The following is a 26438-nucleotide window of genomic DNA, read 5'->3' as shown; positions in this document are numbered from 1 at the left end:
TGCTTTTTGAGTTTTGAGATTTGACATTTGAGATTTAATAAACCGGAGGTGTGTCTTGAATAGCAACGGATTTGTTTTTATAGGCATTGATATCGGTTCTGTCAGCGTCAACACAGTAGTTGTTGATGAAAACAGGAATATCCTTGAATATCATTATACAAGGACAAAGGGTCAGCCGATGGAGACTACCTTCGCGGTTCTTTCGGATGTGCTGGCAAGGTTTCCCATGCAGAGAATAAATGGGGTGGCCATTACAGGCTCAGGCGGAAAACTCATTGCCCCTCTTATAGGCGCAAGTTTTGTAAATGAGGTCATTGCCCAGTCAAAGGCCACCGAATATTTCCATCCTGAGGTAAGAACAGTGATAGAAATGGGCGGCGAGGACGCCAAATTGATACTTCTTGCTCCGGATGCCGTTTCAGGCAGGACAAGGATTGAGGACTTTCAGATGAACTCGGTATGCGCTGCAGGAACAGGTTCTTTTCTTGACCAACAGGCAACACGGCTGAATCTTACGATTGAGGAATTCGGCGAACTTGCCCTTAAGTCGCAGAATCCTCCAAGGATTGCAGGCAGGTGCAGCGTGTTTGCAAAGAGCGATATGATTCACCTTCAACAGGCTGCAACACCGGACTACGACATTGTTGCAGGGCTTTGCTATGCAGTTGCGAGAAACTTTAAAAGCGCTATCGGAAAGGGAAAGGAGTTTACGAGGCCTGTGGCATTTCAGGGCGGTGTTGCCGCAAATCCTGGCGTGAGAAAGGCATTTAAGGATGTTCTTGAGCTTTCTGACAATGAATTTATCATACCAAAATATTTCACTTCAATGGGCGCTATTGGTTCTGTTTTTAATGCGATGGAGAAAGGAAAGGGCATTGGTCAATTTAAGGGGCTTAAAGAGTTTGAGGATTATATAAAATTTGGCAGGAAAAAGGGAAAGGGGCTTGACCGCCTTTCACGGCCTGAAAAACATCCATCGCAGAGCGATAAGACTGGTTACTGGGGACAGATTTCAAATCTGTCCCCAAACGGTGAACGTGTTCAGGCTTATCTCGGAATAGATGTCGGTTCCACAAGCACAAATGTAATCCTGATAGATAAAGATATGAAGCTAATTTCCAGAAGATACCTTCCAACCGCAGGCAGGCCAATAGAGGCAGTAAGGCAGGGGCTTAAAGAAGTGGGGGAAGAATGCGGAGATAAAGTGGAAGTCATCGGCGTAGGTACAACAGGCTCAGGCAGGTATCTTACAGGCGATTTTGTCGGCGCGGATGTTATAAGAAACGAGATTACTGCCCAGGCAACTGCGGCAGCGGTAATTGATCCCACAGTGGACACAATCTTTGAGATAGGGGGTCAGGACTCAAAATATATTGCGTTAAAAGACGGCGTTGTTGTTGATTTTGATATGAATAAGGTATGCGCCGCAGGCACAGGTTCATTTCTTGAAGAGCAGGCAGAGAGGATCGGCATATCAATAAAGGGCGAATTCAGCAGTCTTGCATTAGGCTGCGCTGCCCCTGTATCAATGGGAGAGAGATGCACGGTCTTTATTGAAAGCGATATGATTCACCATCAGCAGAAGGGCGCAGGCAGGGATGAGCTTGTTGCAGGGCTTTCGTATTCCATTGTTCATAATTATCTGAACAGGGTTGTCGGCGACAGAAGGATTGGGGATAATATATTCTTTCAGGGAGGCACAGCGGCAAACCTCGCTGTTGTTGCCGCATTTGAAAAGGTTACAGGCAAAAAGATAACTGTTCCTGAAAACCACGATGTTACAGGCGCGATAGGCGCCGCAATGCTTGCAATGCAGGAAAAAGATCCAAATAAGCCGACCAACTTCAAGGGTTTTGACTTAAGCAAGAAGAAATACACCCTTGCATCATTTGAGTGCAGGGACTGCTCAAATATATGCGATATAAAAAAGGTTGTTGTTGAAGGGGAGGAGCCTCTCTACTACGGCAGCCGGTGCGAAAAGTATGATGTGCGCATGGCGTCAAAGGGAAACTCACCAATGCCGGATCTTTATAAGGAGAGGGAAAGGATTTTATTTTCATCATACAAAGGCAAAACCCTTCCTGAGGATGCGCCTGCAATCGGTTTGCCGAGGATACTATATATGTATGAGATGTATCCGTTCTGGAAGGCATTTTTTAATGAGCTTGGATTTAAGGTTATTCTCTCAGCGCCCACAAACAGGGAGATTATCAAAGAAGGGGTTGAGAGGGTAGTTGCAGAGACTTGTTTTCCAATAAAAATCAGCCATGGTCACATTCAGGATTTGATAAATAAAGGCGCTAAAAGGATATTTCTTCCAAGCATAGTAAACTTAAGGCCAGTAAAACAGAGTCATACCTTCACATACCATTGCCCTTATGTCCAGACAATGCCGTATCTGTCGGAGTCCGCTTTTAATTTTAAGGAACTTGGCATTGAAGTGTTAAAACCGGTTTTTCATTTTAACAAGCCTGAAAAGGTCATGAAAAAAGAATTTTATGAATTTGGAGACATGCTTGGCAGAAAAAAGAAAGAAATAGATAATGCCCTTCTGATTGCAGAGGAAGGCCAGAGAAATTTCTACAGGAGGATGCAGGAAAGAGGCAGAGAGGTTCTGAGGGATATAAAAGATATTACCCTTGTTATTGCAGGCAGGCCGTATAACACGATGGATAATGGCATTAACCTTGAACTGCCGCAGAAGCTGAGGGATATGGGTGTCCTTGCCATACCGTTTGATATGCTCCCTGTGGATGATGAAATAGATGATACCATGGCCGCGGATATGTACTGGAAATCAGGGCAGAGGATACTTGCAACCGCAAGGCTTGTAAACGCAAATCCCAATCTCTACGCAATCTACCTTACAAATTTTGGCTGCGGGCCTGATTCATTTATCACGCACTTTTTTAAAGACACGGCAAAAGGGAAACCATTTCTTCAACTTGAGATAGACGAGCATTCTGCTGATGCAGGCGCGATAACGAGGTGCGAGGCGTTTCTTGACAGTCTGAGAAATATAAGAAAAAGGGGTAAGGGGGCAGAGGTCAGTGGTCGGGAAAAACAGAATGCGGTTCACAGGACAGGCTTAAAGAAAAAGATTTATCTGCCGAATATGGCTGATGCTGTGTATGGGATGAAGGCGGCATTTGAGGCATGCGGCATTGAGGCGGAGATTATACCTGAACCGGATGATGAAACGCTTAAATGGGGCAAAAGATATAGTTCAGGCAGGGAATGCTATCCGAGCATCTTAACAACCGGCGATATGATAAAGATTATAAAGAGACCTGACTTTGCCCCTGAAAGTTCGGCGTTTTTTATGCCTTCCGGCAACGGGCCGTGCAGGTTCGGACAGTATAACCGCTATCACAGGCTGATACTTGACGAGATGGGGTATAAGGATGTGCCTGTTTATGCGCCTGACCAGGATGAGGCATTTTACAAGGAGTTGGGGATGGTCGGCGGCAATTTTCCGAGGCTTGCATGGTGGGGCATAGTTGCCATAGACATACTTGAAAAACGGCTAAGAGAGACAAGGCCTTATGAAAAAATCTCCGGCGAAACAGAAAAGGCATACTGGGACAGCATACATAAAATATGCGCCGCCGTAAGGGAGAGGAGATTCCCTGCAAAGGAACTGACAGAGGCAAAGCAGGCATTCCTTGCCATACCCGTCCATGAGAAAAAAGATAAGCCGATTGTCGGCGTTGTAGGCGAGATATATGTGAGGAGCAACAGGTTTAGCAATGAAGACCTTGTAAAACAGCTTGAGGCGCTTGGCGCAGAGGTAAGGCTGCCTCCGATTGGCGAATGGATTTATTACACTAACTTCTGCGCCAAAAGGAGAAACTGGGAGCGCGGGCACTATGGCCTGTTTATCAGGACCGCTGTAAATAACTTTTTCCAGCGGCGGGATGAGCATAAATTCCTGAATATCCTTGACGGAGATTTGAGAGAAGGCCATGAGCCGACCACAGAGGAGGTCTTAAGTCTCTCAATGCCTTATATCCATGATTCATTTGAAGGCGAGGCTGCTTTAAGCGTCGGCAAGGCAATGGACTACATACAAAAGGGCGCGCATGGTATTGTCAATGCAATGCCGTTTACATGTATGCCTGGCACGGTTGTGAACGCTGTGCTTAAAAAGGTGCGGGAAGAAAATGGCAATATCCCATATCTCAATATGGTCTATGAAGGACTTGAAGATACAAACTCAAAGACGCGGATGGAGGCATTTGTGCATCAGGCAAGGGAGTATATGGAAAGGACAGGCAATGGGCAATAGGTTTTTGCCCATTGCCTCTCGCCTATTGCCTGTATTTATATGGAAATCACTATCACAATACTTTTATCTGTCCTGATACTGCTCATACTTTGGAATATCTTAAGTTCCAGAAAGCAGCGGACAGACCCAGCCCTTTCCCTGATGCAGCAGGAGATATTAAATCTCCGCCAGCAGCTTTCAGAAAACCTTGCTGTCAATATCCAGACCATTAACCAGCAGCTTGGCAATGTTACGGCCCAGGTAAACAGTCAGTTAAATTCAGTTACCCAGCAGCTTCAGAATGCGACAGGCCAGTTGGGTCAGAGGATGGACAATGCGGCAAGGGTTGTTGGCGATGTAAAAAAAGACCTTGGAGAACTTTCAAAGGCAACACAACAGGTCTTTGATGTCGGCAAGGATATAGCGAGCTTGCAGGAGATACTCAGGTCGCCAAAACTCCGCGGCGGACTCGGCGAGCTTTTTTTGGGCGACCTTCTTAGCCAGATACTTCCGCCGACAAACTACAAACTTCAATACACTTTCAAAAACGGCTCAAGGGTGGATGCTGTTATACAACTCGCGCATGGCCTTGTGCCTGTAGATTCAAAATTTCCCCTGGAAAATTTTAAAAGACTTCTTGAGAGCCCGACAGATGAGGAAAGAAAATTCAACAGAAAAAGATTTGTATCGGATGTAAAAAAACACATAGACGCCATTGCAGACCAGTATATCCAGCCTGATGAAGGCACATTCAGCTTTGCCCTGATGTATATCCCTGCCGAGAATGTATATTACGAGACCATTATAAAAGATGAGTCATTTGGCGAAGAAAAGGGCATAGCCGGCTACGCATTTGCAAAGAAGGTTGTGCCGGTTTCACCAAACAGCTTTTATGTTTATCTACAGACAATACTTCTTGGATTAAGAGGCATGGAGATAAGCGGGCAGGCGCAGGAGATATTGTCGCGCCTTGAAAGGCTTAAAGGAGATTTTGACAGATTTTCAAAGGATTTTGAGGTTGTCGGCACTCATTTGAATAATGCGCGGACAAAATATGACGAGGCTGGCAAAAGACTCGAAAGATTTCAGGACAGGCTTTCGAGTCTTGAAGATGTCAAAGGTCTTGAGGCGGACACAAGCTCTATTGGAAGGGAGCAAAAGACACTTTTGTGAAGCGGATGAGATTATTGAAAATTATGCCTTTAGCCGGGCATTATGTCTAAGGGGGGTTGGTGGGATTTTAAACAGGCGTATCTAAATCTATCGGTTCTGCCCATTTTTCCAGCGAGTGTTTCAACCTCTTTATGAGCCTTTCCTCGTCTGCCATAAGCCCCCTTGTTTTTATCTTAAGTAGCAGATGAGGCATGCCGTCTTTTTCCTCAAGCCTGTATATTATCCTGTACCATGCCCCGAATACCCTTAATGCCATAGCAATTAGCAGAGTAACCCCGGACCACCATAGTATCGGAACGCCGGGGTCGTAACGATAGCTCAGAATAGACGCCTCTTTAAATTCCTTGAGGCTAATCCTTTTATCGTCTATATACAGGCTTCCGTCATGTTCAAGTTTGCCGAGTTTTTCTGTTTCTGTTTTTCCGCTCTTGTCTTTTCTTATAAGCGCGGCCTCTGTAAATGTCTTTATTTTTTCTGTTCCGCCGTCTTTTTTAAAGAGCGTCCCTGTTCTTATTGCGCCAAACTTAAGCATGCCGTCTATGCCGGGTATAATTAACTCATGATCGGCCTCTGTCTCAAGCGATATGGGATTATCATCAATCTGTATCTTCAGCATTTGCTTATAAGCGGCCTGATAAAAGGTTATGCCCTGATATGAGAGAGGGTCATTTACCTCAATGGTCTTTTCTAAAACCACCTGTTTTCCTTTTATTACCTTAACCCTGCTCTTCCAGTCCTTTGGGGAATAGGATTCATCTTTCAGCAGATATTTCGGGTCCTTCCAGCCCATGGCAATTGCGAGTCTTGAGAGTTTATCAGCAGGATAATCCAATTTCGGAAATTGATTATACTCTGTTATGAATTCATCAAGCATAAGTTTGAAATCAAGTTCTTGCGGTTTATTGCCCCAGCTTTTATTCCATCTGTTTGTTGCGGCAGGTTTTATTGTTGCAGCCTCGTCCGGATAGAGGGTAATCCCGTCTTCAAATGCAAAGATATATGTCATAAAAAAACCAAAGAAACAAAAGAGGATAGATAGATGGTAACCCCATGTAAGCCATCTGTAAGACCAGCCTTTTTCCATTATATTTATCCCCGATAGAAACAATCGGGGATTTGTTTCCGGGCATGCGAATGTCTTTTCTGTAAATCCAAGCTCTTTTTTAAATATCTCTTTTACAATTTCTCCCGTGTCCTCCAATTGCGGGATTATATCTAATGGTAATGTAAATTGAGGAGTAAATTGCAATCCCTCTGATACGGTTTTCCTCTGGCTCCGGAGTATCAAAAATATTTCAAAGGCGCAGATTGTCAGATTTATAGATAGAAGGGATACGACGATTAAAAAACCAGGGGTATTAAATATATTCAGAAGGTCAAAGAAAATAACAAAGGATGTAAAACCGCCCCCTGATTTTATATAATCGTCAAGCCCGGCGCCCTGCGGAAAGATGGTTCCTATGATATAAAACCCGATCAGAATGCCAAGAAATATACAAGAGGTCTTAAGGGATGCAAATCTCTTATAGATTTTATTTTCACGAATGCCCTGCCAGTTAATAGATTTTATTTTTGTTAGAATAATCATTTTTATTTACATCGCATACAAATGTAAACTTGGTATTCCCAGAAGCCTTGCCAGCCAGTTTACGCCTATAAATGTCATAAGCATACATATAAAGCCGAGTATGTTGAATATTGACGCGGGCAGTTTATTCCATCTTGGTATTGACATGGAATGGAGGTATATGGCAAATACCGTCCATGTGATTAGCGACCATGTCTCTTTTGGATCCCATCCCCAGTATCTGCCCCATGCCTCGTTTGCCCATGCAGCGCCGGAAAATATGCCGAATGTAAGAAGTGGAAAGCCAAATAAGGCAAGCCTGAAAGACTGTCTGTGAAATGTCTCAAGATTATTTGTATTAAGGCCATATTCCGGTCTCAGGCCTTTTTTTACAGAAGGTTTTATCGCAAGATAGATTATCTCTATTGAACAGCTTACGACAAAGACAGCATAGGATAAGAATGCAAGCGCCACATGCCACTCAAACCAATAGCTCTGAAGCGGAGGTGAAAGCGGTTCTACAGCAGGGCTTCTCGTTAGCAGGGCATACAGACACGCCCCCATTGAGAGCGCTGTTACAAGAATCCCAGGCAGATAAATATCTTTCCATCGTCTTTCTACATAGAGGTATGCAATGGATGTTGACCATGCAAACCATGACAGGCTTTCATAAAGGGTTTGAAAAGGCGCCCTCTGGCCTTCGAATGTCCTTAAAAGTATAAGGCCTGCATGGGTGATTACGCCAAGCCAGAGCATGTTTGTGCCCAATCTTCCGGGGCCGGTCTTTTTGGTGGCAAGGTGGATGAGATATAAGATAAGACAGACCCCGTATATCAGGGCTACGAGCCAAAAAAGCCTTATTTCTACAGCGAGTATATAGCTGTCTCTTGATAGTATTGTTTCCAGATTTGACATGGTGGAGTTTAAATAACATATTTCAATTGTATTGACAAGGTGTTGATTTTATTTTAAAAGGAGATAAAAAAATGGGCGGGTAAATAGAGATAGGAGCAGCGGCGAATTTTCTATCCTCCTATAAAGCTCATTGTTCTGCTGCACTTTTTAAAGATATTGTCATTGATACGATGCCCTTCCGGTTTTTCTTTTACAGCCCTGAATAAAAGATCTTCTATTTCTCTGTCAGTGCAGTTATTTCTAATAGCTGCTTTTATATCCACCTCATCATCAGAAAACAGGCATGTTCTGAGCTTTCCGTCTGCTGTAAGCCTTAGTCTGTTGCATGAGCCGCAGAAGTGGTCTGATACAGGGTTTATAAAACCTATCTCGCCGATGCCGTCTATAAATTTATATCTCCTTGCAGGGCCTGTCCTCTTTTCATGGTTTCCAAGCGGAATAAGGTTCTGAAGGCTGTTTATCTTCTCCATTATTTGCGATGCTGAAATGCATTTATCTCTATCCCATGCAGCCTCTGCCTCAAACGGCATATACTCTATAAATCTTATGTGAAATGGTTTCTTTTTTGTGAGCAAGGCAAAATCCAGAATTTCGTCATCATTGAAGCCTTTTATCACCACACAATTTATCTTTACCGGGCTTAAGCCTGCCCTTTCCGCCTCTTCAAGCCCATCCATGACATTTTCAAGAAAATCTCCTCTGGTTATTTTATGAAACCTTTCTTTATTTAAAGAATCCAGACTCACATTTACCCTTGTAAGCCCCGCCCTTTTCAGCGAAAGCGCAAACTCCTTAAGAAGGACGCCGTTTGTTGTAAGGCTTAAGTCTATAATACCTTTCAATTTTGCCAGTTCTTCTATAAATTCTACAATCCCTTTACGGACAAGCGGTTCTCCGCCTGTAATCCTTATCTTTGTTATGCCGTGTTTTACTGCAATGGCTGCAACCCTCATGAGTTCTTCATACCGCAGGATATTATCGGCATTCATGAGCGCTATGCCTTCAGAAGGCATGCAATAAACACACCTTAAGTTGCAACGGTCTGTAACCGATATTCTCAGATAGTCTATGGGACGGTTGTATGAGTCAATAAGCTTTTGGGACATAATTTAATCCATTTTTTCATCTTCAGAAGAATCAGCAGGGGGTTTTCCCTCTGTTGATGCGCCTCTATCCATTTCAAAAAACCTTTCAGTGGGAGTATTTCCGTCAACTGCGCCAGCGCCTCCGGCGGCGTTTGCAGAATCCGTTGGCGCTGTTCCTTCTTTAAACACCTCAAAGATTGCCTTCTCTGTCGCTAAAGTTACAGGCTTGCCTGTCGTCATATCTATTTTGGCAAATACAACGGCTTCAGGAACAGAAAAACTTTTAAGGGAAGTTCCTGCCACTGCCTTTTGCATGAATTCCAGCCATATCGGGAGAGCCGCCCTTGCCCCTGTTTCCATGTGCCCAAGCGGCCTTTCACCATCATAACCTATCCATACGCCTGCAAGAATATTCGGGGTAAAACCTATAAACCATGCATCGTTCAGATTATTTGTAGTTCCGGTCTTGCCTGCGGCAGGTCTTCCGAGCGCCTTTGCCCGCTGGCCGGTTCCATCCTGTATAACACCCTGCAAAAGATTTGTCATTATAAAAGCGGTCTGCGGGCTTAAAACATCTTGAAGGATTGGAGATGGAGTTTCTTCAAGGACATTCCCTGCCTTGTCTGTAATCTTTGTTATGAAGATTGGCTCTGCCCTTTTGCCCATATTTGCAAATGTGGAATAGGCGTTGGTAAGCTCCAAAAGAGACAGGCTGGATGACCCCAGGGCAAGGGAGAGGTCGTTATTCAATGGAGACTGGATGCCGAGTTTTTTTGCATATTCAATCGCATAACCCACGCCAATGTCCTTTAAAATCTTTATGGTTACGACATTTCTGGAATGTGTCAGGGCTTGCCTGAAGGTTGTCGGTCCGTAGAATTTCTCCTCAAAGTTTCTGGGTTTCCATTCGGTTTCCATGTCAACGCCTGTTACAGGGCCTTTTACGGTTTCCTCAAAGATAATGGGCGAGTCTATGATTACAGACGCAGCCGTGTAGCCTTTATCCAGGGCGGCAACGTATATAATCGGCTTGAATGCGCTCCCCGGCTGCCGCTTTGCCTGTACAGCCCTGTTAAACTGGGTTTTTGTAAAATCCGCCCCTCCAACCATGGCCCTTATATAGCCTGTTTGAGGCTCCACCGCAATCAGAGACGCCTGGGTGAGCGGTTCCTGTTCCAGTGTAACAGATATAAGTTCGGAGTTCGTAGCCGATTTTACAGCGACTTTTATAACATCGCCAATTCTTATAACACGGGTAATATCTTGATTTTTCCCGCCATCAGGGTCATCAGTCGGATTGTATAGTTTTGCCCATGCTGCGTCTTCAAATGCAAGCCGGGCTTTATGAGCGCCGATATTTACTAAAAAATATTGCCCCTGTGTATCTACGGCTGTTACAAGCCCTTCATATATCTTTCCTGTTTCAAGCTGTTTTCCGTTTAATTCTGTTATCACTTCCGTGAGAAACGCATCCATTTCATCTTTCTTTGCCAATCTTTTTACCGGCCCTCTGTAGCCGCGCCTTTTGTCATGCTCTTTTAATCCAAAGGCTACTGCCTCGTTTGCAGCCTCCTGAAACTCTACATTCAACGTTGTATACACCTGAAGCCCGCCTCTATAGAGAAGGTCTTCGCCGTACTTTTCATCTATATATCTGCGCACATGCTCTGTAAAATACGGTCCGACCCAGAGGCTTTTTATCTCTTTTGGCTTCAGTTTAAGCGTATATCTAAGCGCCTTTTCTTCTTCATCCTTTGTAATATAACCCTCTTCTATCATCCTCCGCAGCACATACTCCTGCCGCTGCCTCGCCACATCCGGATAATGGTATGGAGAGTATTTGCTCGGCGCCTTCGGAAGGCCGGCAAGAAGCGCTGCCTCGGCAAGGTTAAGGATTCCCACATCCTTGCCAAAATATGCCTCTGCCGCTGCCTGAACGCCATAGGCGCCGTTTCCCAGATATATCTGATTGAGATAGAGATGAAGTATATCGTCCTTTGAAAGGCTTTTTTCAATCCTGTAGGCCAGCAGCGCCTCTTTTATCTTCCTTCCTACGCTCCTTTCAGGGGTAAGAAAAAATGATTTAGCCACCTGCTGTGTAATAGTGCTTCCACCCTGCACAATCTTGCCTGCAGTGATGTTCCTGTAAAAGGCGCGCAGGACGCTCCAGTAGTCTACCCCCTTATGCTGGTAAAATTGAGCATCCTCTGCAGATAGAAATGCCCTTATAAGCCGGGGCGGGATTTTTGAGAAGGGAACTACAATCCGTCTTTCTATGTAAAACTCGCCAACAACCTGGCCGTCGCCGGAATATATCTTTGTGATTATATTGGGATTGTATTCATGCAGTGAATTTAACTGTGGTAAGGCGCTTGTAAAATAGAGATAGACGCCGAATGGAAGCGCTACAGTAATAAGAATAAATGCGCTAATGATAACAGCAAGCAGCTTTAACCTGTTTTTAGGTTTTAACCTCTTCACAAGAGAAAATAATAACAGAAAAAATAAGATAAGGCAAGATATGTAAAAAAAACCCCTTACGCTGGTTCAGCAAGACATGTAGGGCAAAGCTTCAGCCTTGGAAAAAAAGAAAATCGGTTTTGGTCTGCGCCAAAACAATTTAACAGGCTGTTAATAGCCCAGTTTTGCTTCGCTTTCCGGGAATTCTTCGCTGCCTTGCGCTATGAGATTCCAAATGAGAAATGCTATTACTTCCGGGACAATGACGGTGTGCTGGTTTCTGGCTCTTGCCAGACCGCCTCTCAGGTTCTCTCTTGCATCAATATTGCCTGTAAGGTCAAATATTACATCCACCTCTTGGCTGAGATATAACAGCTTATCAAGGCTGTCGTATATTTTTATCCCTTTGTCTTTAGCCAATTCTATCCCCGGCGTATCTTTGTTCTGCTCTACCACGCCCATGAGCGTAATCCCCTGTCTTTCTTTCTCAAGCAGCTTTTTTAAAAAGGTGCTTCCAATCTTGCCTAACCCGACAATAGCTATCTGTATCTCTTTCTTTTTTCCCATAAGCTTTCCTCCTATATGATACTTTATCCAAAAATTATACTCTGATGTTTTTCCCTGTCAAGTGCATTCATATCTTATTTTGTTTGAAAAAAAGGCAGCGCTGTGTTAAGAAAAGACAAAGACTGAAGAAAATAAAAGGGGGCAAGGGTTCAATTGGTGCAGGAGAAATACGACCACAAAAAAATAGAAGAAAGATGGCAGAAGATATGGGAAGAGAATAAGGTCTTTAAGGTAACAGAGGATAAGGCCAAAAAGAAGTATTATGTGCTGGAGATGTTTCCGTATCCTTCCGGCAAGATACATATGGGCCATGTGAGGAATTATTCCATTGGAGATGTTGCGGCAAGATTTCTGAGTATGCGCGGCTACAATGTCCTGCATCCTATGGGCTGGGATGCCTTTGGCATGCCTGCTGAGAATGCGGCTATACAGCGCGGTGTGCATCCTGCGAAATGGACATACGAAAATATTGCCTATATGAAAAGGCAGTTGAAAAGACTTGGTATATCGTATGACTGGGACAGGGAGATTGCCACATGCACCCCTGAATATTACCGATGGAATCAGTGGCTCTTTCTCAAGTTATATGAAAAAGGATTGGCATATCAGAAACAGTCTGCTGTGAACTGGTGTCCGCAGTGCGTCACGGTTCTGGCCAATGAGCAAGTGGAGGGAGGTCTCTGCTGGAGGTGCGACAGCCCTGTGGAGCAGAAAAACCTCAAGCAGTGGTTTTTCAAAATAACTGCGTATGCTGATGAGCTTTTAGATTATTGCGATAAACTTTCCGGCTGGCCTGAGAAGGTTCTTATAATGCAGAAGAACTGGATTGGGAAGAGCCTGGGCGCTGAGGTGGATTTTAAGATTGAGAATTCCAATGATGCCATAAAGGTATTTACCACCAGGCCGGACACGTTGTTCGGCGCAACCTTCATGAGCCTTGCGCCAGAGCATCCGGTAGTTGAAAAGATAGTTGTCAGCAATCAGCGGTCAGCGGTCAGCGAATTTATAGAAAAGATAAAAAGGCAAGACAGAAGCGCCAGGCGAGAGGCATTGCTTGAAAAGGAAGGTGTGTTTACAGGTTCATACTGCATAAATCCCCTTACAGACAAGAAGATGCCAATCTATCTCGCCAATTTTGTCCTTATGGAATACGGCACAGGCGCTGTTATGGCAGTTCCAAACCATGACCAGAGGGATTTTGAGTTTGCTAAAAAGTATAACCTGCCCATGATTGTTGTTATACAACCGTCTGATAAAAAATTAGACTTTGCTACGATACAGGAGGCATATCTGGAAGACGGAATCATGGTGAATTCAGGCCAGTTTAATGGAATGAATAACAGGGATGCTATGGTAGCCATTGTGAAGCGCCTTGAAGAAAAAAAGATTGGAAAAGGCTCTGTAAATTACAAACTGCGGGACTGGGGCATATCAAGACAGAGGTACTGGGGATGCCCTATACCGATAATATATTGCGCAGTATGCGGCGCAGCGCCTGTGCCTTATAAAGACCTGCCTGTGTCCCTGCCTGAGGATGTGAAGTTTGCAGGCGAGGGGCCATCGCCGTTGGCGCAATCCGAAAAATTTATAAATGTCCAGTGTCCCAAGTGCGGTAAAAAGGCAAGAAGAGAGACAGACACAATGGATACGTTTGTTGACTCATCGTGGTATTTTTTAAGATATACCTCGCCCCATGAGGACAAAGGGCCATTCAATAAAGATGCTGCGAATTACTGGTTGCCTGTTGACCGGTATATAGGCGGTGTGGAGCATGCTGTTCTGCACCTACTCTATTCAAGGTTTTTTATAAAGGCAATGCGGGATATGGGGCTTTTGGGTTTTGACGAGCCTTTTACAAATCTTCTTACCCAGGGCATGGTGTGCAAGGAGATTATAAAATGCAAGGAGCACGGCTATCTTTTGCCCGAAGAGGTGAAGGACAAGACATGCGTGAAGTGCGGAAAACCGGTGGAGATAGGGCCTACGGAAAAGATGAGTAAGTCAAAGAAGAATATTATAGACCCTGACCGGATTATTGAAAGATACGGCGCTGATACAACAAGGGTCTTTTCTCTTTTCGCTGCGCCGCCTGAGAAAGACCTTGAATGGAGCGATGAAGGGGTTGAAGGCGCATACAGGTTTTTAAACAGGGTGTGGAGGCTGGTTAATGAGAGTCAAAGTGTCAGAGAGTCAGAGAGTCAGCGAGCAAATCCACCGCTTCCCGTTGCAATGCTTCGCAGCAACGGGAGCCCAGCCTCCTTTGCTAAAGGGGGAAAAGAGGGGGTTGATAACTTTGAGCTTAAATACGAGATTAACATGGTAATAAAAAGGGTTACTGAAGATTTAGAGAGGTTTCATTTTAATACAGCCATTGCCGCGCTTATGGAGTTTGTGAATTTCCTTTATAAGTGGGAAGATAAGGCGGCATCGACATATAAGAATGCCATTGAAAACCTTCTGATACTCCTTTCACCATTTGCGCCGCATGCGTGCGAGGAGTTGTGGCAGGGTATAGGGGAATTGGATACTGTTTTTAATATGTCATGGCCCTCATATGACGAGTCTGCCCTGAAAAAGGAAGAGGCGCTGGTGGTTGTGCAGATTAACGGCAAACTCAGAGGCCGCATCAATGTGGCTATAGATACCTCTCAGGAGGAAGTAGAAAGACTTGTGCTTGAAGATAAAAAGATTGCAGAATGGCTTGATGGCAAGGGTGTAAAAAAGATGGTCTATGTGAAGAATAAGATAATGAATGTGGTGGTGGAATGAGAGTCAGGAGTCAGGGGTTGAGCAGAGGGTATGCAGTAAAAAGTATGCGGTATACAGCATGCAGTTACTGCTTACTCCTTACTGTCTTAACAGGCTGCGGCTATCACATCGCCGGCAAGGGCGGCAGTATGCCGGGAAATGTAACTGCAATATCCATCCCGTTCTTTAAGAATAAGATACAGAAGCCGGATGTGGAGACGGTTATAACAACTGCGCTGGTTGACGAGTTTGTAAAGAGCGGAATTGCGAAGGTTGTTGAAGAAAATGCCGAGGCTGTGCTGAACGGCGCTGTAATAGGCTATGAATTGACGCCTGTTTCGTTCAGCAAGAATGATGTAATCCAGGAATACAGGCTTACCATAAAACTGGAGGTTTCACTTGTCCGCAATAGTGACGGAAATATTTTATGGGAGGATAAGAATGTTGCAGACTATGAAGATTTCAAGGTAAATATTGCGGACATAAATGCAACAAAGACAGCGGAGTTAGATGCTGTTAAAAAGATGGCGAAGGACACAGCAAGGCTTATCAAAGAGAGGATGCTGGAGAAATTTTAGTGGCGCAGGACGGCTTAAAAATTATTGAAGGACTGAAAAAAGGCATGTCCCCGAGCTCTTCTATCGGGGGTAAGGGACTGTCTCCGGTCTTCTATTTTTACGGTGACAGTTACCTGATAGAAGAGGCGGTGCAGGATATTAAGGCAAAGGCGCTGTCCTCTTCTTTTAGGGATATGAATTATCACTGGTTTGATGCGAAGGAGGCGGATGCCGATGATATTATTTCTATAGCCCAGACCTTTCCTGTTATGTCTCAGAAGAGACTGATTGTAGTGAGTAGGGCAGGGGCCCTTTCCAAGTCACAGCAAGAGGCTATTTTATCATATATCAAAAATCCTGCCCCGACGACCTGTCTGGTATTTATTGCGGATAAGATTGATAAGAGACTTGGATTTTTCTCGGCATTAGATAAGGCTAATTACCTGTTTTATCTTAAGCCGCTTTCAGATGCAGAGCTTCCTTCGTGGATTAAAAAAGCGGCGGGAGAGTTTGGTAAAAAAATTACAGATGATGCAATTGGGGCTATTTTAGAGGCAGTTGGAAATGAATTGATGGATATAAAACAGGAGATTGACAAATTGGCTCTTTTTGTCGGTGAAAGAAATAGCATAGAGATAGAAGATGTGGAAATGGCTGTTACAAATGGAAGGGTGGATACAGTATTTGACCTTGCAGATTCAATAGGCAGAAAAGATTTAAGAAAGGCGATTATAAATCTCAGGAAACTCATTGAACATAAAGAAGAGCCTATAAAGATATTAGGAATGATAACCCGCCAATTTCGCATTATCTGGAGGGCAAAGGCATTAAACAAAAAAGGCGTTGCAGTCAATAGTATTGCTTCAGTTGTGGGGACATTTCCAACTTATGTTAAGGGGTATCTAAAGCATGGAAAAGGTTTTAGTGACGAGGGGTTGTTAAGAATTTTTCAAATGCTCCATAATACGGATATCGCCCTGAAATCCGGAAGGCAGCGCCCTCGTATGGTGATGGAGAGGCTTGTGATGGAGCTATGTTATAAAGATAGGCTATAGCGGGGCACCCATCCGAAGGATGGGTCGGGCAAGAGGCGATAGGTAAAACCCATAGCCTAGTGCCTATTGCCTGTTCCTATTGAATTTACTGCTGTTGTCAGCCGGGATATTTTCCTTGACGCATTATTCCTGTGAAGGGTTTTTTTGGAGGCTGCCTTGTCAAGGAGCCTTGCAGCCTTTGCAAGCGCTGCCTTGGCGTTTTCTTTGCTGCCTTGAGCTATAGTTTCTTTAACCTCTTTTATTGCAGTTTTTATCTCAGATTTTACTGCAACATTGCGGGCCCTGCGCTTCTGGTTTTGCCTGTGTCTTTTTATCGCTGATTTATGGGTTGCCATTTAATCCTCCGTTCAAATTTGTCATATATTTTTAAACTATTAAGATGGGATTGTCAAGGGTTTTATAATGATAGAGGCTAAAAACATAACAAAGGCTGCTTCCATTGTAGGCAGCGCCACATTTTTAAGCCGTATACTAGGTTATATAAGGGATGCGGTTATTGCCGCATATTTTGGGGCAGGCGCATCTGCAGATGTGTTTTTTATTGCCTACAGGATTCCAAACTTTTTCAGAAGACTTGTTGGCGAGGGCGCATTAACTGTTTCCTTTATACCGGTATTTACAGAGGAATTGAGCCTTGGTTCCAGAGAAAGGGCAAAAAGATTGGCTTCAAGGGCATTTACATTTTTTACTATTATATTGGCAGCGCTTACGATAGCGGGTGTTTTATTTGCGCCGCAAATAGTTGAAATCACTGCGCCTGGCTTTGCAAATATCCCAAATAAACTGCCCATTGCAATATCTTTAACAAGGTGGATGTTTCCTTTCCTTTTCTTTATATGTCTTGTTGCATTGGGAATGGGAGTTCTAAATTCATTAAAGCATTTTGCCGCTCCGGCATTGTCGCCTGTCTGGTTTAATCTATCTATAATAGGTTCAACCCTTTTTCTAATTCCATTTTTTAAAGAAGCCGTCTATGCGCTTGCATTTGGTGTAGTTTTTGGAGGCGCTCTTCAGTTTCTCTATCAACTTCCGTATCTTAAAAGATATGATATGCTGCCGAGACCCGATTTTAATTTCAATGACCCGGCTATAAGAAAGATAGTCTTTCTTATGCTTCCGGCTGCCCTTGCTGCTGGTGTAGACCAGATAAACATCCTCATTGTCAGTAGATTTGCCTCTCATCTTAAAGAGGGAAGCATCTCTTATTTATATTATGCCGACAGAATAGTTGAGCTTCCTATGGGGGTTTTTGTAATAGCGGTTGCAACTGCTGTGCTTCCTTCAATGTCTGAATATGCCGTAAAACAAGACTGGTTGGGTTTTAAGGAGTCATTATCCTTTGCAATAAGGCTTGTAACATTTATTACAGTCCCTGCTACTGTGGGTCTTATAGCGCTTGGCGGGCCGATTGTCAGCATGCTTTTTCAAAGGGGCGAGTTCAGCCATGAAGCAACCAAAGGGACTGTTTATGCCCTCTGGTTTTTTTCCGTTGGTCTTGTTGCATTTGGCGGGCGAAGGATCCTTTTATCAGCGTTTTACTCGCTTAAGGACACCTTAACCCCTGTTCTGGTTGGCTGTGTGGCAGTGGCTGCGAATATAATATTCTGCTTTTTGCTTATTGGCCCTTTAAAACACGGCGGTTTGGCTCTGGCAACATCGCTTTCTGCAATAATAAACCTGTTTTTACTTTTTTTTATACTGCGGAAAAGACTGGGCGGGATTGGAGGAAGGAAGATATTTGCTTCTGCTGTAAAAGTAGCCATATCCTCTCTTCTAATGGGGGCTGGAGTGTATGGTATATCCATTTTGATTGATTGGTCTCATGGTGGTATTACCATGCTAAAGTTAGCGGTGTTGGTTCTTGCAATAGGTTTTGGCGTGACAAGCTATTTGCTGTTTGCCCGCCTTTTTAAGAGTCCGGAGATGGCTTTTCTGACCGGTATGGTTATGGAGAGATTGGGTAAAAAGAAAGAGAACTGAGGCGCAATTGAATATTGGACGCAAATCATATAATGATTTGAATTTAAAAGATAATTTACTGATTAAAAAATGTGCAATGAAGCGCAAGTCCTTATTTAATCACATTCTGGTTTTTACATTTACATTGTTTCTAACTAGTTATCCACATGCTGTGGGGAAATCGTTTTAAGAGCTTGTAATGCTTGATTTTTTCTTTGAGTTTTGCTTCTTTCCAAAAAATTTCCATTTCTTCAATGGATGCATTATGTAAAGCCTTTCCTTTTTTTATGAGTTTATCTTCAATATAATGAAACCTTGTTATAAATCTTGCTATGGTTTTTCTTAATGCCTCTTCCGGATTTATTTCTATAAATCTTCCAACATTTACCAGCGCGAAAATGAGGTCTCCAAACTCCGCCTCCATCCTTTGAATGTTCCCTTTTTTTAGCTCAGCCTTGAATTCCGCAATCTCTTCCTCCACCTTTTCAAAAACCTCTTTTATATCAGACCAATCAAAACCTGCTTCTGCAGCCTTTTCTGTTACCTTATGCGCCTTTAATAATGCAGGAAGATGCTCTGGTATGTCTGACAGGTATCCTTTTCTCTTTTTGCCGTCCTTTTCCTCTTTTTTTATCCTCGCCCAGTGTTTTAAAACATCTTTTGAGGTTTTTGCCTTTGTTTTTCCGAATACATGGGGATGCCGTCGTATCATCTTTTCCGCTGATAGCGCCATCACATCCTCTATGTCAAAATCCCCTTTTTCTCTTGCAAGCTGACACATAAATATAATCTGGAATAACAGGTCGCCAAGCTCTTCCTTAAGCATTTCAGGGGATTTGGCGTCTATAGCGCCGATTACCTCGTATGCCTCTTCCACAATAAACGGTATAAGGCTTTCCATGGTTTGCTCTTTATCCCAGGGACACCCTTTTGGTCCGCGCAGTCTCTGCATTATTGCGACAAGTTTTGGGAGCCCTTCCTTGTTTTTCATGTCTTATGGAGTAGGGAAGGGGGAGGTTTGATTATCTTCTTGACTATCCTATGAAGGTCTTCCTTTGTATTGATGTTGTCCAGAGATGATAAAACATGTTCATTTGAGAGCCAGTCTTTTTCTTCAAGCCGTTTTACTTTTATTTTTTGAAAGAGATTTGTGATGCGCAGGTCTTTGGCTTTTATCATTTCCTCTATAGGTTTGATGCACTTTTTGGAATAAACCGCATGGAGGGGATGATAGCGGTCCATAATATAAGGCGCTGTTGCACCCCAGCCCTCTGAAAATTTGATTACCCTTGAAATAGCTTCTTTGTTCAAAAACGGCATGTCGCATGCTGCAACAAAATTATATTCAGACGAGCTGTGGAAAAGGCCTGTATATATGCCCCCCAGACTGCCGGCGCCTTTAAGTATATCGGTTACAGTCAGGCAATTTAATTCCTCATACCCGAGAGGATCGTTTGTTACCACTATGATTTCGTCAAATAATTCTTTAAACAAGTTTACAGTTTTATGGATAATGGGTTTACCGCCAATATCTATAAAGGCCTTGTTAAAGCCCATTCTGCTGCTTTTTCCGCCTGCCAATATTATGCCGGTCATGTCTTTATCCTTATCTCTATATCTCCAGGATTTCTGCATCCTTTTAGAGATTTTATCATTCCTTTTATTGCCTCTGCAAGCAATTTATCTATGAAAGGCTTAAGGGTTATCTTTTTTCCGTTTACCATTAAACATGACTTTTCACGACAGGCCTCTTTTTGTAAAAATCTCTCTTCTATCAAATCTGCGATGCCTTTTGCGTTATTTATATCAACACACGGCACATCTTTGCATTTAAATCTAATATCGCTGGCAATAGCTATAAGATTTTTATCCTTTCTGCAAATTGGTTTTGTAGATTTGGCCTTTCTAATAACCTCTACCTTGGGGTAGTCGGCCTTCTTATAGCCCTCTGTTATTATAATATCTGCATCGTCAACAAAAGAAAAACCAAGCATGAAAGGATTCCATTCCTCATCCACATCCTTTATAACTGCTATTTTGTCGGGCGAAGACAGTACTACAGTCTTTGCGCCGGCCTTTTTATGCCGCCAACTGTCTTTACCTTCATAATCTATTTCAAAGCCATGGACATCGTGCTTGATGGTGCCGACTCTGTAGCCCCTCTTTGTCAGTTCAGCTACAACCTTTTCAAGAAGAGTGGTTTTGCCGCTGCCTGATTTTCCTACTATGGAAACTATCGGCATCATGCTATTAAGATAGCAGGGTAGAGCGGGTTATGTCAATGAATATAGGAATAGCAGTCTGTGTTGACCTTTGTTTCCCATCCATGATAGATTTTTATATGCCAAAAGAACAGTTAAGGGGAATACCGTCGGTTGACGAGATATTAAGGTCTCTTGGCCTGAAACAATATTGGGGTTTCTATTCAAAAGACCTTGTTATACAAGCTGTCAGAGATATTCTTGGGAAGATGAGAACTGATATTATCGCTGGTCATCGGATGGATACTTCAAGGGATAAGATAGAGATGCTGGTTAAGCAATATCTGGAAAATATGCTGAAACCATCTCTTAAAAGGATGGTTAATGCCTCCGGTATAGTTTTGCATACGAATTTAGGGAGGGCGGCATTATGCAATGAGGCTATTGAGGCTGTTAAGATTGCCGCGGGCAATCCAGTGAGTCTTGAATTTGATCTGGAAAAAGGCGAAAGGGGAGACAGGGACAGCCATATAGAGGCTGTCGTATGCCATCTTACAGGGGCAGAGGCGGCTGCCATTGTAAATAACAATGCAGCGGCAGTTTTCTTAACATTGAATACACTGGCTGAAGGGAAAGAGGTTATTATCTCCAGGGGCGAGCTTATAGAGATAGGGGGTTCTTTCAGAATTCCGGATGTGATAAAGAAAAGCGGATGTAAACTTCTTGAGGTTGGGACAACTAACAGGACCCATCCGGAAGATTATATCTCTGCCATAAATCAGGATACAGCCGTGTTTTTGAAGGCGCATACAAGCAACTACAGGGTGATTGGTTTTACATCAAATGTGGATTTGAAGGAATTAGTAAGAATTGGGAGACAATACAATATTCCAGTGGTTGAAGATTTGGGAAGCGGTTTGTTGGTTGATATATCCCAATTTGGTTTCCCCGTCAAGACGGGCGAACCTGTGGTTAGAGAAAGTCTTGCTGACGGCGCGGATATTGTTACATTCAGCGGTGATAAGCTGCTTGGCGGGCCTCAGGCAGGCATTATTGCCGGAAAGAGGGAATATATCCAGAGGATAAATAAAAACCCTTTGAAGAGGGTATTAAGGGTTGACAAACTTACTATCGCTGCAATGGAGGCCACGTTAAGACTTTATTTACAGCCGGACACGTTGCATAAGAGGCTTCCGACCTTAAGGATTTTAACAAGACCTGTTTCTGATATAGAAACAGTTGCAAAGGTGGCTGCAAGGCTTCTTAAAGAGAGGCTTGGCAAGGGATATATTGTGGGAATTGAGGATGGTTTTAGTCAGATAGGAAGTGGTTCTTTACCTATTGAGGTGATTGCTACAAAGGTTGTTTCTATCGCCCATAATACCTTGCCGCCGGAGAAAATCTTTAAGATGTTCCTGAAAAATATCCCGCCTGTTTTGGGCAGGGTGCACAAAGGAAAATTTTTATTGGACATGCGGATGATAGAAAAGGCTGAAGAAGTGGTTATTTGAGTTAAAAAACTTTACATAACCCTATGGCTGTGTTAGAAAAGAGTGAGCTTACGCATAAATATTAGCAGATTTACCTGGAGAATTTATAGATGAGTTTAGTAGGAAATTTAGAGGATCTTGGACTCGGCGATATATTTCAGATTATCTTTTTGAGCAGAAGGTCTGGGGTTCTTGCTATCAGAGGCAAGGTTGTAGAAGGAAAGATATATTTTAAGGACGGCCTGGTGATTGCGGCTTATTCTACTGACATCTCAAAAAAACCTGTTAGCAATAGTGCGCAAGGCGCAGTCTTCAGCCTTTTTATAGAAGAGGGTAATTTTAACTTTGAGCTTAAGGATGTAATTGAAGAGATTAAATGGATAAGGCCGGGGTCTGTCTTCATTGCTGAGCCAGGTCTTAATCCGCAGTTTCTGGCAATGGAGGGAACCCGCCTTTTAGACGAATCCAGGGCAGGAAAGGCTGCTGCCCCGCCTTCGCCGTTGCCCAAAATCGAACCTCCGCTGCCTGAAATTATTGTCAAGCCGGCGCCAGAGCCGCAGCCGGCAGAAAAGCCTCCTCAAAAGGCAGGGTTTGCGCCTGTAAAGAAGGAAAAGAAGGAAGAAATTTTTGCGCAGCCTCTTGAGGAGGGTTTCAGTCCAAAAAGTATCCGGGCAGAGGCGGGTATTGCTGAGGAAGAGCGGATTGAGCATGTTGCGGCAAGCCCTGGCCTTGCCCTTCTCAGGTCAATGATATTTGAATTGCAAAATCCCCGTTCCTCCAGCGAGATAACCCTGATGATACTTAGGTTTGCAAGCGAGATTATGAACAGGGCCGTGCTTTTTATTGTAAAAAGGGATACAATCGAGGGGTTGGGACAATTTGGTGTTGTCCTGAAAAACGGCGATCCTAATCGCCGCATAAAAGGGATGCGGATTTCAACTGCGGAAGAGTCAATATTTAAAGAGGCTATTTTTAGGAAGATGACAATAAAAAAAAGTCTGGAACATATTCCGGCGCATGAATATCTTGTTAATGAGCTTGGCGGGAGATGGCCTTCTGAGTCATTCCTTGTCCCGCTTTTAGTCAGCGGCAGGGTTGCGGCCTTGTTATATGGAGATAATGCGCCGGAGGAAAAGCCGATAGGCGACACTGAAAGCCTGGAAATATTTCTTGCTCAGGCAGGCATTGCAATGGAAAGAACATTGCTTGAAAGAAGGCTCAGCGCAATACGAAAGGAGTAGTCCTTGTCAGTAAAAATACTCATTGTTGAGGATTCATCGACCACCCGCGCCATGATAACATCCACTGTGGAGGTTATAGACGGCCTGGAAATATTTGAGTCAAATAGCGGTTTTGAGGCGCTGAAACTCCTTCCCCATCATTCCTTTGATCTGATCATTACAGATATAAATATGCCTGACATAAACGGCCTGGAATTGGTAAGTTTTGTAAAGAAAAACCAGAACTACAAACATATTCCCCTTATTATTATTACTACAGAGGGGAGTAAAAGGGATAAAGAAAAGGGACTTTCCCTTGGCGCCGACGAATATCTGGTAAAGCCATTTAATCCAGAGGAACTTCAGAGATTAGTGAAGAAATATCTAAAAATAGGTGAAAGGTAATAGGGCAAGGTCTTCAAGGCTAAAGCCTTGAGTTACATGTGTAGCTCAAACCTTTAGGTTTGATAGAATGAGGTAAATACTATGACCGAATCTAAAATGGATATTAATGAATTTCTGGCAGAGGTAGAGGATATCATTGGTGAATTGACGAACAACCTCTCAAAGCTTGGGGAAGGGGTTGATGTCGGACATGTTGAACCTGATATCCTTAACAGCATCTTCCGCTCCGCGCATACGCTCAAAGGCATATCCGGCATGTTTGGTTTTGCAGAGATGGCAATACTGACCCATAAGATGGAAGATATGTTTGATTCCCTGCGGATGGGAAAGCTCTCCATTAAACACGAGATTGTGAATGCCCTGTTTGAAGCTGTTGACCTGATAAATGAAATGGTGGTGGTAAAGGGTAAAAATGAAGAGTTTGGAATGGGCAAGGTTGACGCTATGATAGCAAAATTTGAACGGCTTACAGGTTCTTCACTTCCGGCCGTATCAGGGTCTTCAGGGGATATAGATATTGATAAAGGCATTCTTGCCGTGCTTACCGAGTATGAAGAGCACAGGCTTAACGAAAATATAAAGGCCGGGAACGCCCTTCTTCTCGTAGGCGCGGAATTCACGTTGACTGTCTTTGATGAAGGGTTAGTTGAGCTTACAGATTTTCTTAAATCCGTTGGAGAGGTTATAGCCACGCTCCCTTCCACAGGCACAAATAAAGATGCGCTGCATTTTGATATCCTGTTTGGCACGCACATGGGCGCGGAATTTGTTGAAGATACGCTCAAGGGACGCAATCTTGCTATAAAGATTGTGCGAGGGCATCTTATACAGGAGGGCGCCGGAGACAGGGCAGGGGCGGAAATTTTATTAGAGACAAAGATGGAAGAGACCACACTCAGAAGCGTCAGCAATACCGTGCGTGTGGATATAAAGAAACTTGACGGCATAATGAATACCGTCGGCGAGCTCTCACAGTTAAAGGCGTCCATATCTCAGATTGTAAATAAGCTGCGGCTTGAAATGGGATTTACAGGAACCGCAATTGAACTTTCCAAGATTGACAAGAACCTTGAAAAGAGATTGAAGGAACTTCAGGAGAGCATGATAGAGGTCAGGATGGTGCCCATTCATCAGCTTTTTGACAAATTTACAAGGGTAATAAGGAAGCTCTCTAAGGAAACAGGCAAAGAGGTTGAGCTTGTCCAAACAGGCGGAGATACAGAACTGGATAAATTGATTATAGAGGATCTGGCAGACCCATTGATGCACATAATCAGGAACGCCATTGACCACGGTATAGAACCCCCGGCAGAGAGAGAAAAGGCGGGCAAGCCAAGGGCCGGCACAATCAATCTCAAGGCATATCCGCAAGGAAACCATGTTGTAATTGAGGTTGCCGATAACGGCAAGGGAATAGATATAGAGGCTGTAAGAAGAAAGGCTGTAGAAAGAGGGCTTACAGATGAGCCGTCTTCCAATACCCTTTCAAGGCAGAGCCTGCTTGAATTCATATTTATTCATGGGTTTTCTACAAAAGACGAGATTAGCGAGGTTTCCGGGAGAGGGGTTGGTATGGATGTGGTAAAGGAAAATATAACCCGTCTGAGCGGAACAGTTGATATAGACACTGCGGAGGGAAAGGGGGCAAGGATTATCCTAACTCTTCCTATTACCATGGCCATTATACAGGCGCTTGTAATAGCGGCAGGCACAAAGAGATACGTTATACCGCTTAACGGGGTTCTTGAGATATTGAATATCCGTCCGTCGGATATAAAGACAATGGAAAAGAAAGAGGTATTTGTGCTGCGGGAGAAAACCATTCCCGTTTTGAGGTTGGAGCAGTTTTTACATCCTGGGATTAAGATAAAAGAAAAAGCGGAGATGCGCGGCATAATTGTCGGCATTGCGGATTACATGCTGTGCATATTGGTTGACAGCATAATCTCGCAGCAGGACGTGGTTATCAAGTCTCTGGGCAAACTTCTTAAGGTTAGTGGTATTGCCGGCGCTACAGATATTGGAGATATGGGAACGCTTTTAGTTGTTGATATTGCCGGAATCATAACTGTTGTGGGCAAAGGGACGAGCGAAAGGGCAGCGTGAAAGAAAGAGTCAGAGAGTCAAAGGGTCATAGAGCCGCAGTTTTTACTCTGATTCTCTGACTCTCTGACTCTTTAAAAGGATTATTTATGCTGGACATAAGAAAAAACTCTCAAATTCAGACTCAAGAATCCCAACTCTACATGGCGCCTACGGCAGATGAGTTTTATAAAAAGAATATAGAGAAGAAAGGAGAGGGAGAACTGCTTCAGCTTCTCTCCTTTATTGTGGACGACGAAGAATATGCGCTGGAATTAAGCGAGACATCGGAAGTGATTAAGATGAGAGAAATAACCGAGATGCCGCATGCGCTGTTTTTTATTGCAGGCATAATATCTTTAAGAGGCGAGATAATCCCTGTTATAAGCATGCAGAAACGGCTTGGATTAAAGGAAAAAGATATAAGCCCTGAAAATAGGATGATAGTTGCCTCTCATACGGATATAAAGATTGGCTTGATAGTTGACAGGATAATGGGTGTTGTCAGGGTTAATCCAAATGATATAGAATCAACATCCACTATTCAGCAAGAGGCGGGTGGTGAATTTATACGGGGTGTTGTCCATCATAAAGACAGGCTAATTATCCTGCTTAATCTCCCGATGCTGATTAAGATGGAAGATGTTTAAATTTAATAATTGCAAATTGCAGATTGCAAAATAAAAG

Annotated in this window: 20 protein-coding genes; 11 read left to right on the top strand and 9 right to left on the bottom strand. The window is 43.5% G+C overall.

What is annotated here, in order from left to right; all coding sequences use genetic code 11:
- Nucleotides 1-55 precede the first annotated feature (55 nt).
- A complete protein-coding gene (locus Q8P28_01130; protein ID MDP2681398.1) occupies nucleotides 56-4288 on the top strand; it encodes an acyl-CoA dehydratase activase in 4233 nt (1410 codons plus the stop codon).
- Nucleotides 4289-4327: 39 nt separating this feature from the next.
- Entirely contained in the window at nucleotides 4328-5440 is a 1113-nt protein-coding gene (locus Q8P28_01125) for a DNA recombination protein RmuC (protein ID MDP2681397.1), read from the top strand.
- A gap of 67 nt (nucleotides 5441-5507) precedes the next feature.
- On the opposite strand, the gene Q8P28_01120 is transcribed toward Q8P28_01125, so the two are convergent.
- From Q8P28_01120 to Q8P28_01100, 5 genes are all read right to left on the bottom strand, one after another.
- Nucleotides 5508-7028: a cytochrome c biogenesis protein ResB gene (locus Q8P28_01120; protein MDP2681396.1), complete on the bottom strand. Its 1521-nt coding sequence runs from the start codon at nucleotides 7026-7028 to the stop codon at nucleotides 5508-5510.
- Between the two features lie 6 nt (nucleotides 7029-7034).
- Nucleotides 7035-7922 carry a c-type cytochrome biogenesis protein CcsB gene (gene ccsB, locus Q8P28_01115; protein ID MDP2681395.1) on the bottom strand — a complete coding sequence of 296 codons (888 nt, stop codon included), beginning with the start codon at nucleotides 7920-7922 and terminating at the stop codon, nucleotides 7035-7037.
- A 110-nt stretch (nucleotides 7923-8032) separates the two neighbouring features.
- Nucleotides 8033-9028, bottom strand: a complete 996-nt coding sequence (moaA, locus tag Q8P28_01110; GenBank protein MDP2681394.1) for a GTP 3',8-cyclase MoaA — start codon at nucleotides 9026-9028, stop codon at nucleotides 8033-8035.
- A 3-nt stretch (nucleotides 9029-9031) separates the two neighbouring features.
- Nucleotides 9032-11488 (bottom strand): PBP1A family penicillin-binding protein, encoded by a 2457-nt coding sequence (locus Q8P28_01105; GenBank protein ID MDP2681393.1) that lies wholly within the window; start codon nucleotides 11486-11488, stop codon nucleotides 9032-9034.
- A gap of 150 nt (nucleotides 11489-11638) precedes the next feature.
- Nucleotides 11639-12034, bottom strand: coding sequence for a Gfo/Idh/MocA family oxidoreductase (locus Q8P28_01100; GenBank protein MDP2681392.1), 396 nt, complete (start codon nucleotides 12032-12034; stop codon nucleotides 11639-11641).
- A 156-nt stretch (nucleotides 12035-12190) separates the two neighbouring features.
- On the opposite strand from Q8P28_01100, the gene leuS reads away from it, so the two are divergent.
- From leuS to holA, 3 genes are read left to right on the top strand one after another with little or no spacing between them, the layout of a single operon-like run.
- Complete coding sequence (gene leuS, locus Q8P28_01095; protein ID MDP2681391.1) at nucleotides 12191-14803, top strand: leucine--tRNA ligase; 2613 nt, start codon at nucleotides 12191-12193, stop codon at nucleotides 14801-14803.
- A complete protein-coding gene (locus Q8P28_01090) occupies nucleotides 14800-15360 on the top strand; it encodes an LptE family protein (GenBank protein MDP2681390.1) in 561 nt (186 codons plus the stop codon). Before leuS ends, Q8P28_01090 begins: the two co-directional genes overlap by 4 nt.
- Nucleotides 15360-16394 carry a DNA polymerase III subunit delta gene (gene holA / locus Q8P28_01085; GenBank protein ID MDP2681389.1) on the top strand — a complete coding sequence of 345 codons (1035 nt, stop codon included), beginning with the start codon at nucleotides 15360-15362 and terminating at the stop codon, nucleotides 16392-16394. The genes Q8P28_01090 and holA overlap by 1 nt, the downstream gene beginning before the upstream one ends.
- Nucleotides 16395-16450: 56 nt before the next feature.
- Here holA and rpsT read toward each other — a convergent pair whose 3' ends face one another.
- On the bottom strand, nucleotides 16451-16729 hold the full coding sequence (rpsT, locus tag Q8P28_01080; GenBank protein ID MDP2681388.1) for a 30S ribosomal protein S20: 279 nt from the start codon (nucleotides 16727-16729) through the stop codon (nucleotides 16451-16453).
- 67 nt (nucleotides 16730-16796) lie between these two features.
- Between rpsT and murJ the strand changes: the two genes are divergently transcribed.
- The gene (gene murJ, locus Q8P28_01075; protein MDP2681387.1) at nucleotides 16797-18374 is read left to right on the top strand and encodes a murein biosynthesis integral membrane protein MurJ; all 1578 of its coding nucleotides are present in this window, start codon (nucleotides 16797-16799) and stop codon (nucleotides 18372-18374) included.
- A 130-nt stretch (nucleotides 18375-18504) separates the two neighbouring features.
- Here the strand turns inward: murJ and mazG are convergent, their stop codons facing one another.
- From mazG to mobB, 3 genes are read right to left on the bottom strand one after another with little or no spacing between them, the layout of a single operon-like run.
- The gene (mazG, locus tag Q8P28_01070) at nucleotides 18505-19344 is read right to left on the bottom strand and encodes a nucleoside triphosphate pyrophosphohydrolase (GenBank protein MDP2681386.1); all 840 of its coding nucleotides are present in this window, start codon (nucleotides 19342-19344) and stop codon (nucleotides 18505-18507) included.
- Nucleotides 19341-19949 carry a molybdenum cofactor guanylyltransferase gene (locus Q8P28_01065; protein MDP2681385.1) on the bottom strand — a complete coding sequence of 203 codons (609 nt, stop codon included), beginning with the start codon at nucleotides 19947-19949 and terminating at the stop codon, nucleotides 19341-19343. Before Q8P28_01065 ends, mazG begins: the two co-directional genes overlap by 4 nt.
- Nucleotides 19946-20599, bottom strand: a complete 654-nt coding sequence (mobB, locus tag Q8P28_01060) for a molybdopterin-guanine dinucleotide biosynthesis protein B (protein ID MDP2681384.1) — start codon at nucleotides 20597-20599, stop codon at nucleotides 19946-19948. The genes Q8P28_01065 and mobB overlap by 4 nt, the downstream gene beginning before the upstream one ends.
- A gap of 35 nt (nucleotides 20600-20634) precedes the next feature.
- On the opposite strand from mobB, the gene selA reads away from it, so the two are divergent.
- The 5 genes from selA (at nucleotide 20635) to Q8P28_01035 (ending at nucleotide 26401) form a co-directional block, all read left to right on the top strand.
- Nucleotides 20635-22065, top strand: coding sequence for an L-seryl-tRNA(Sec) selenium transferase (gene selA, locus Q8P28_01055; protein MDP2681383.1), 1431 nt, complete (start codon nucleotides 20635-20637; stop codon nucleotides 22063-22065).
- Between the two features lie 89 nt (nucleotides 22066-22154).
- Nucleotides 22155-23285 (top strand): DUF4388 domain-containing protein, encoded by a 1131-nt coding sequence (locus Q8P28_01050; GenBank protein ID MDP2681382.1) that lies wholly within the window; start codon nucleotides 22155-22157, stop codon nucleotides 23283-23285.
- A gap of 3 nt (nucleotides 23286-23288) precedes the next feature.
- The gene (locus tag Q8P28_01045) at nucleotides 23289-23669 is read left to right on the top strand and encodes a response regulator (protein ID MDP2681381.1); all 381 of its coding nucleotides are present in this window, start codon (nucleotides 23289-23291) and stop codon (nucleotides 23667-23669) included.
- Nucleotides 23670-23750: 81 nt separating this feature from the next.
- Nucleotides 23751-25775 carry a chemotaxis protein CheA gene (locus Q8P28_01040; protein MDP2681380.1) on the top strand — a complete coding sequence of 675 codons (2025 nt, stop codon included), beginning with the start codon at nucleotides 23751-23753 and terminating at the stop codon, nucleotides 25773-25775.
- A gap of 86 nt (nucleotides 25776-25861) precedes the next feature.
- The gene (locus tag Q8P28_01035) at nucleotides 25862-26401 is read left to right on the top strand and encodes a chemotaxis protein CheW (protein ID MDP2681379.1); all 540 of its coding nucleotides are present in this window, start codon (nucleotides 25862-25864) and stop codon (nucleotides 26399-26401) included.
- Nucleotides 26402-26438: the final 37 nt, after the last annotated feature.

This window comes from Deltaproteobacteria bacterium (assembly GCA_030690165.1).
GTDB lineage: Bacteria > Desulfobacterota > GWC2-55-46 > UBA9637 > UBA9637 > JACRNJ01.
This window is presented reverse-complemented; position numbering and strand designations above follow the sequence as displayed.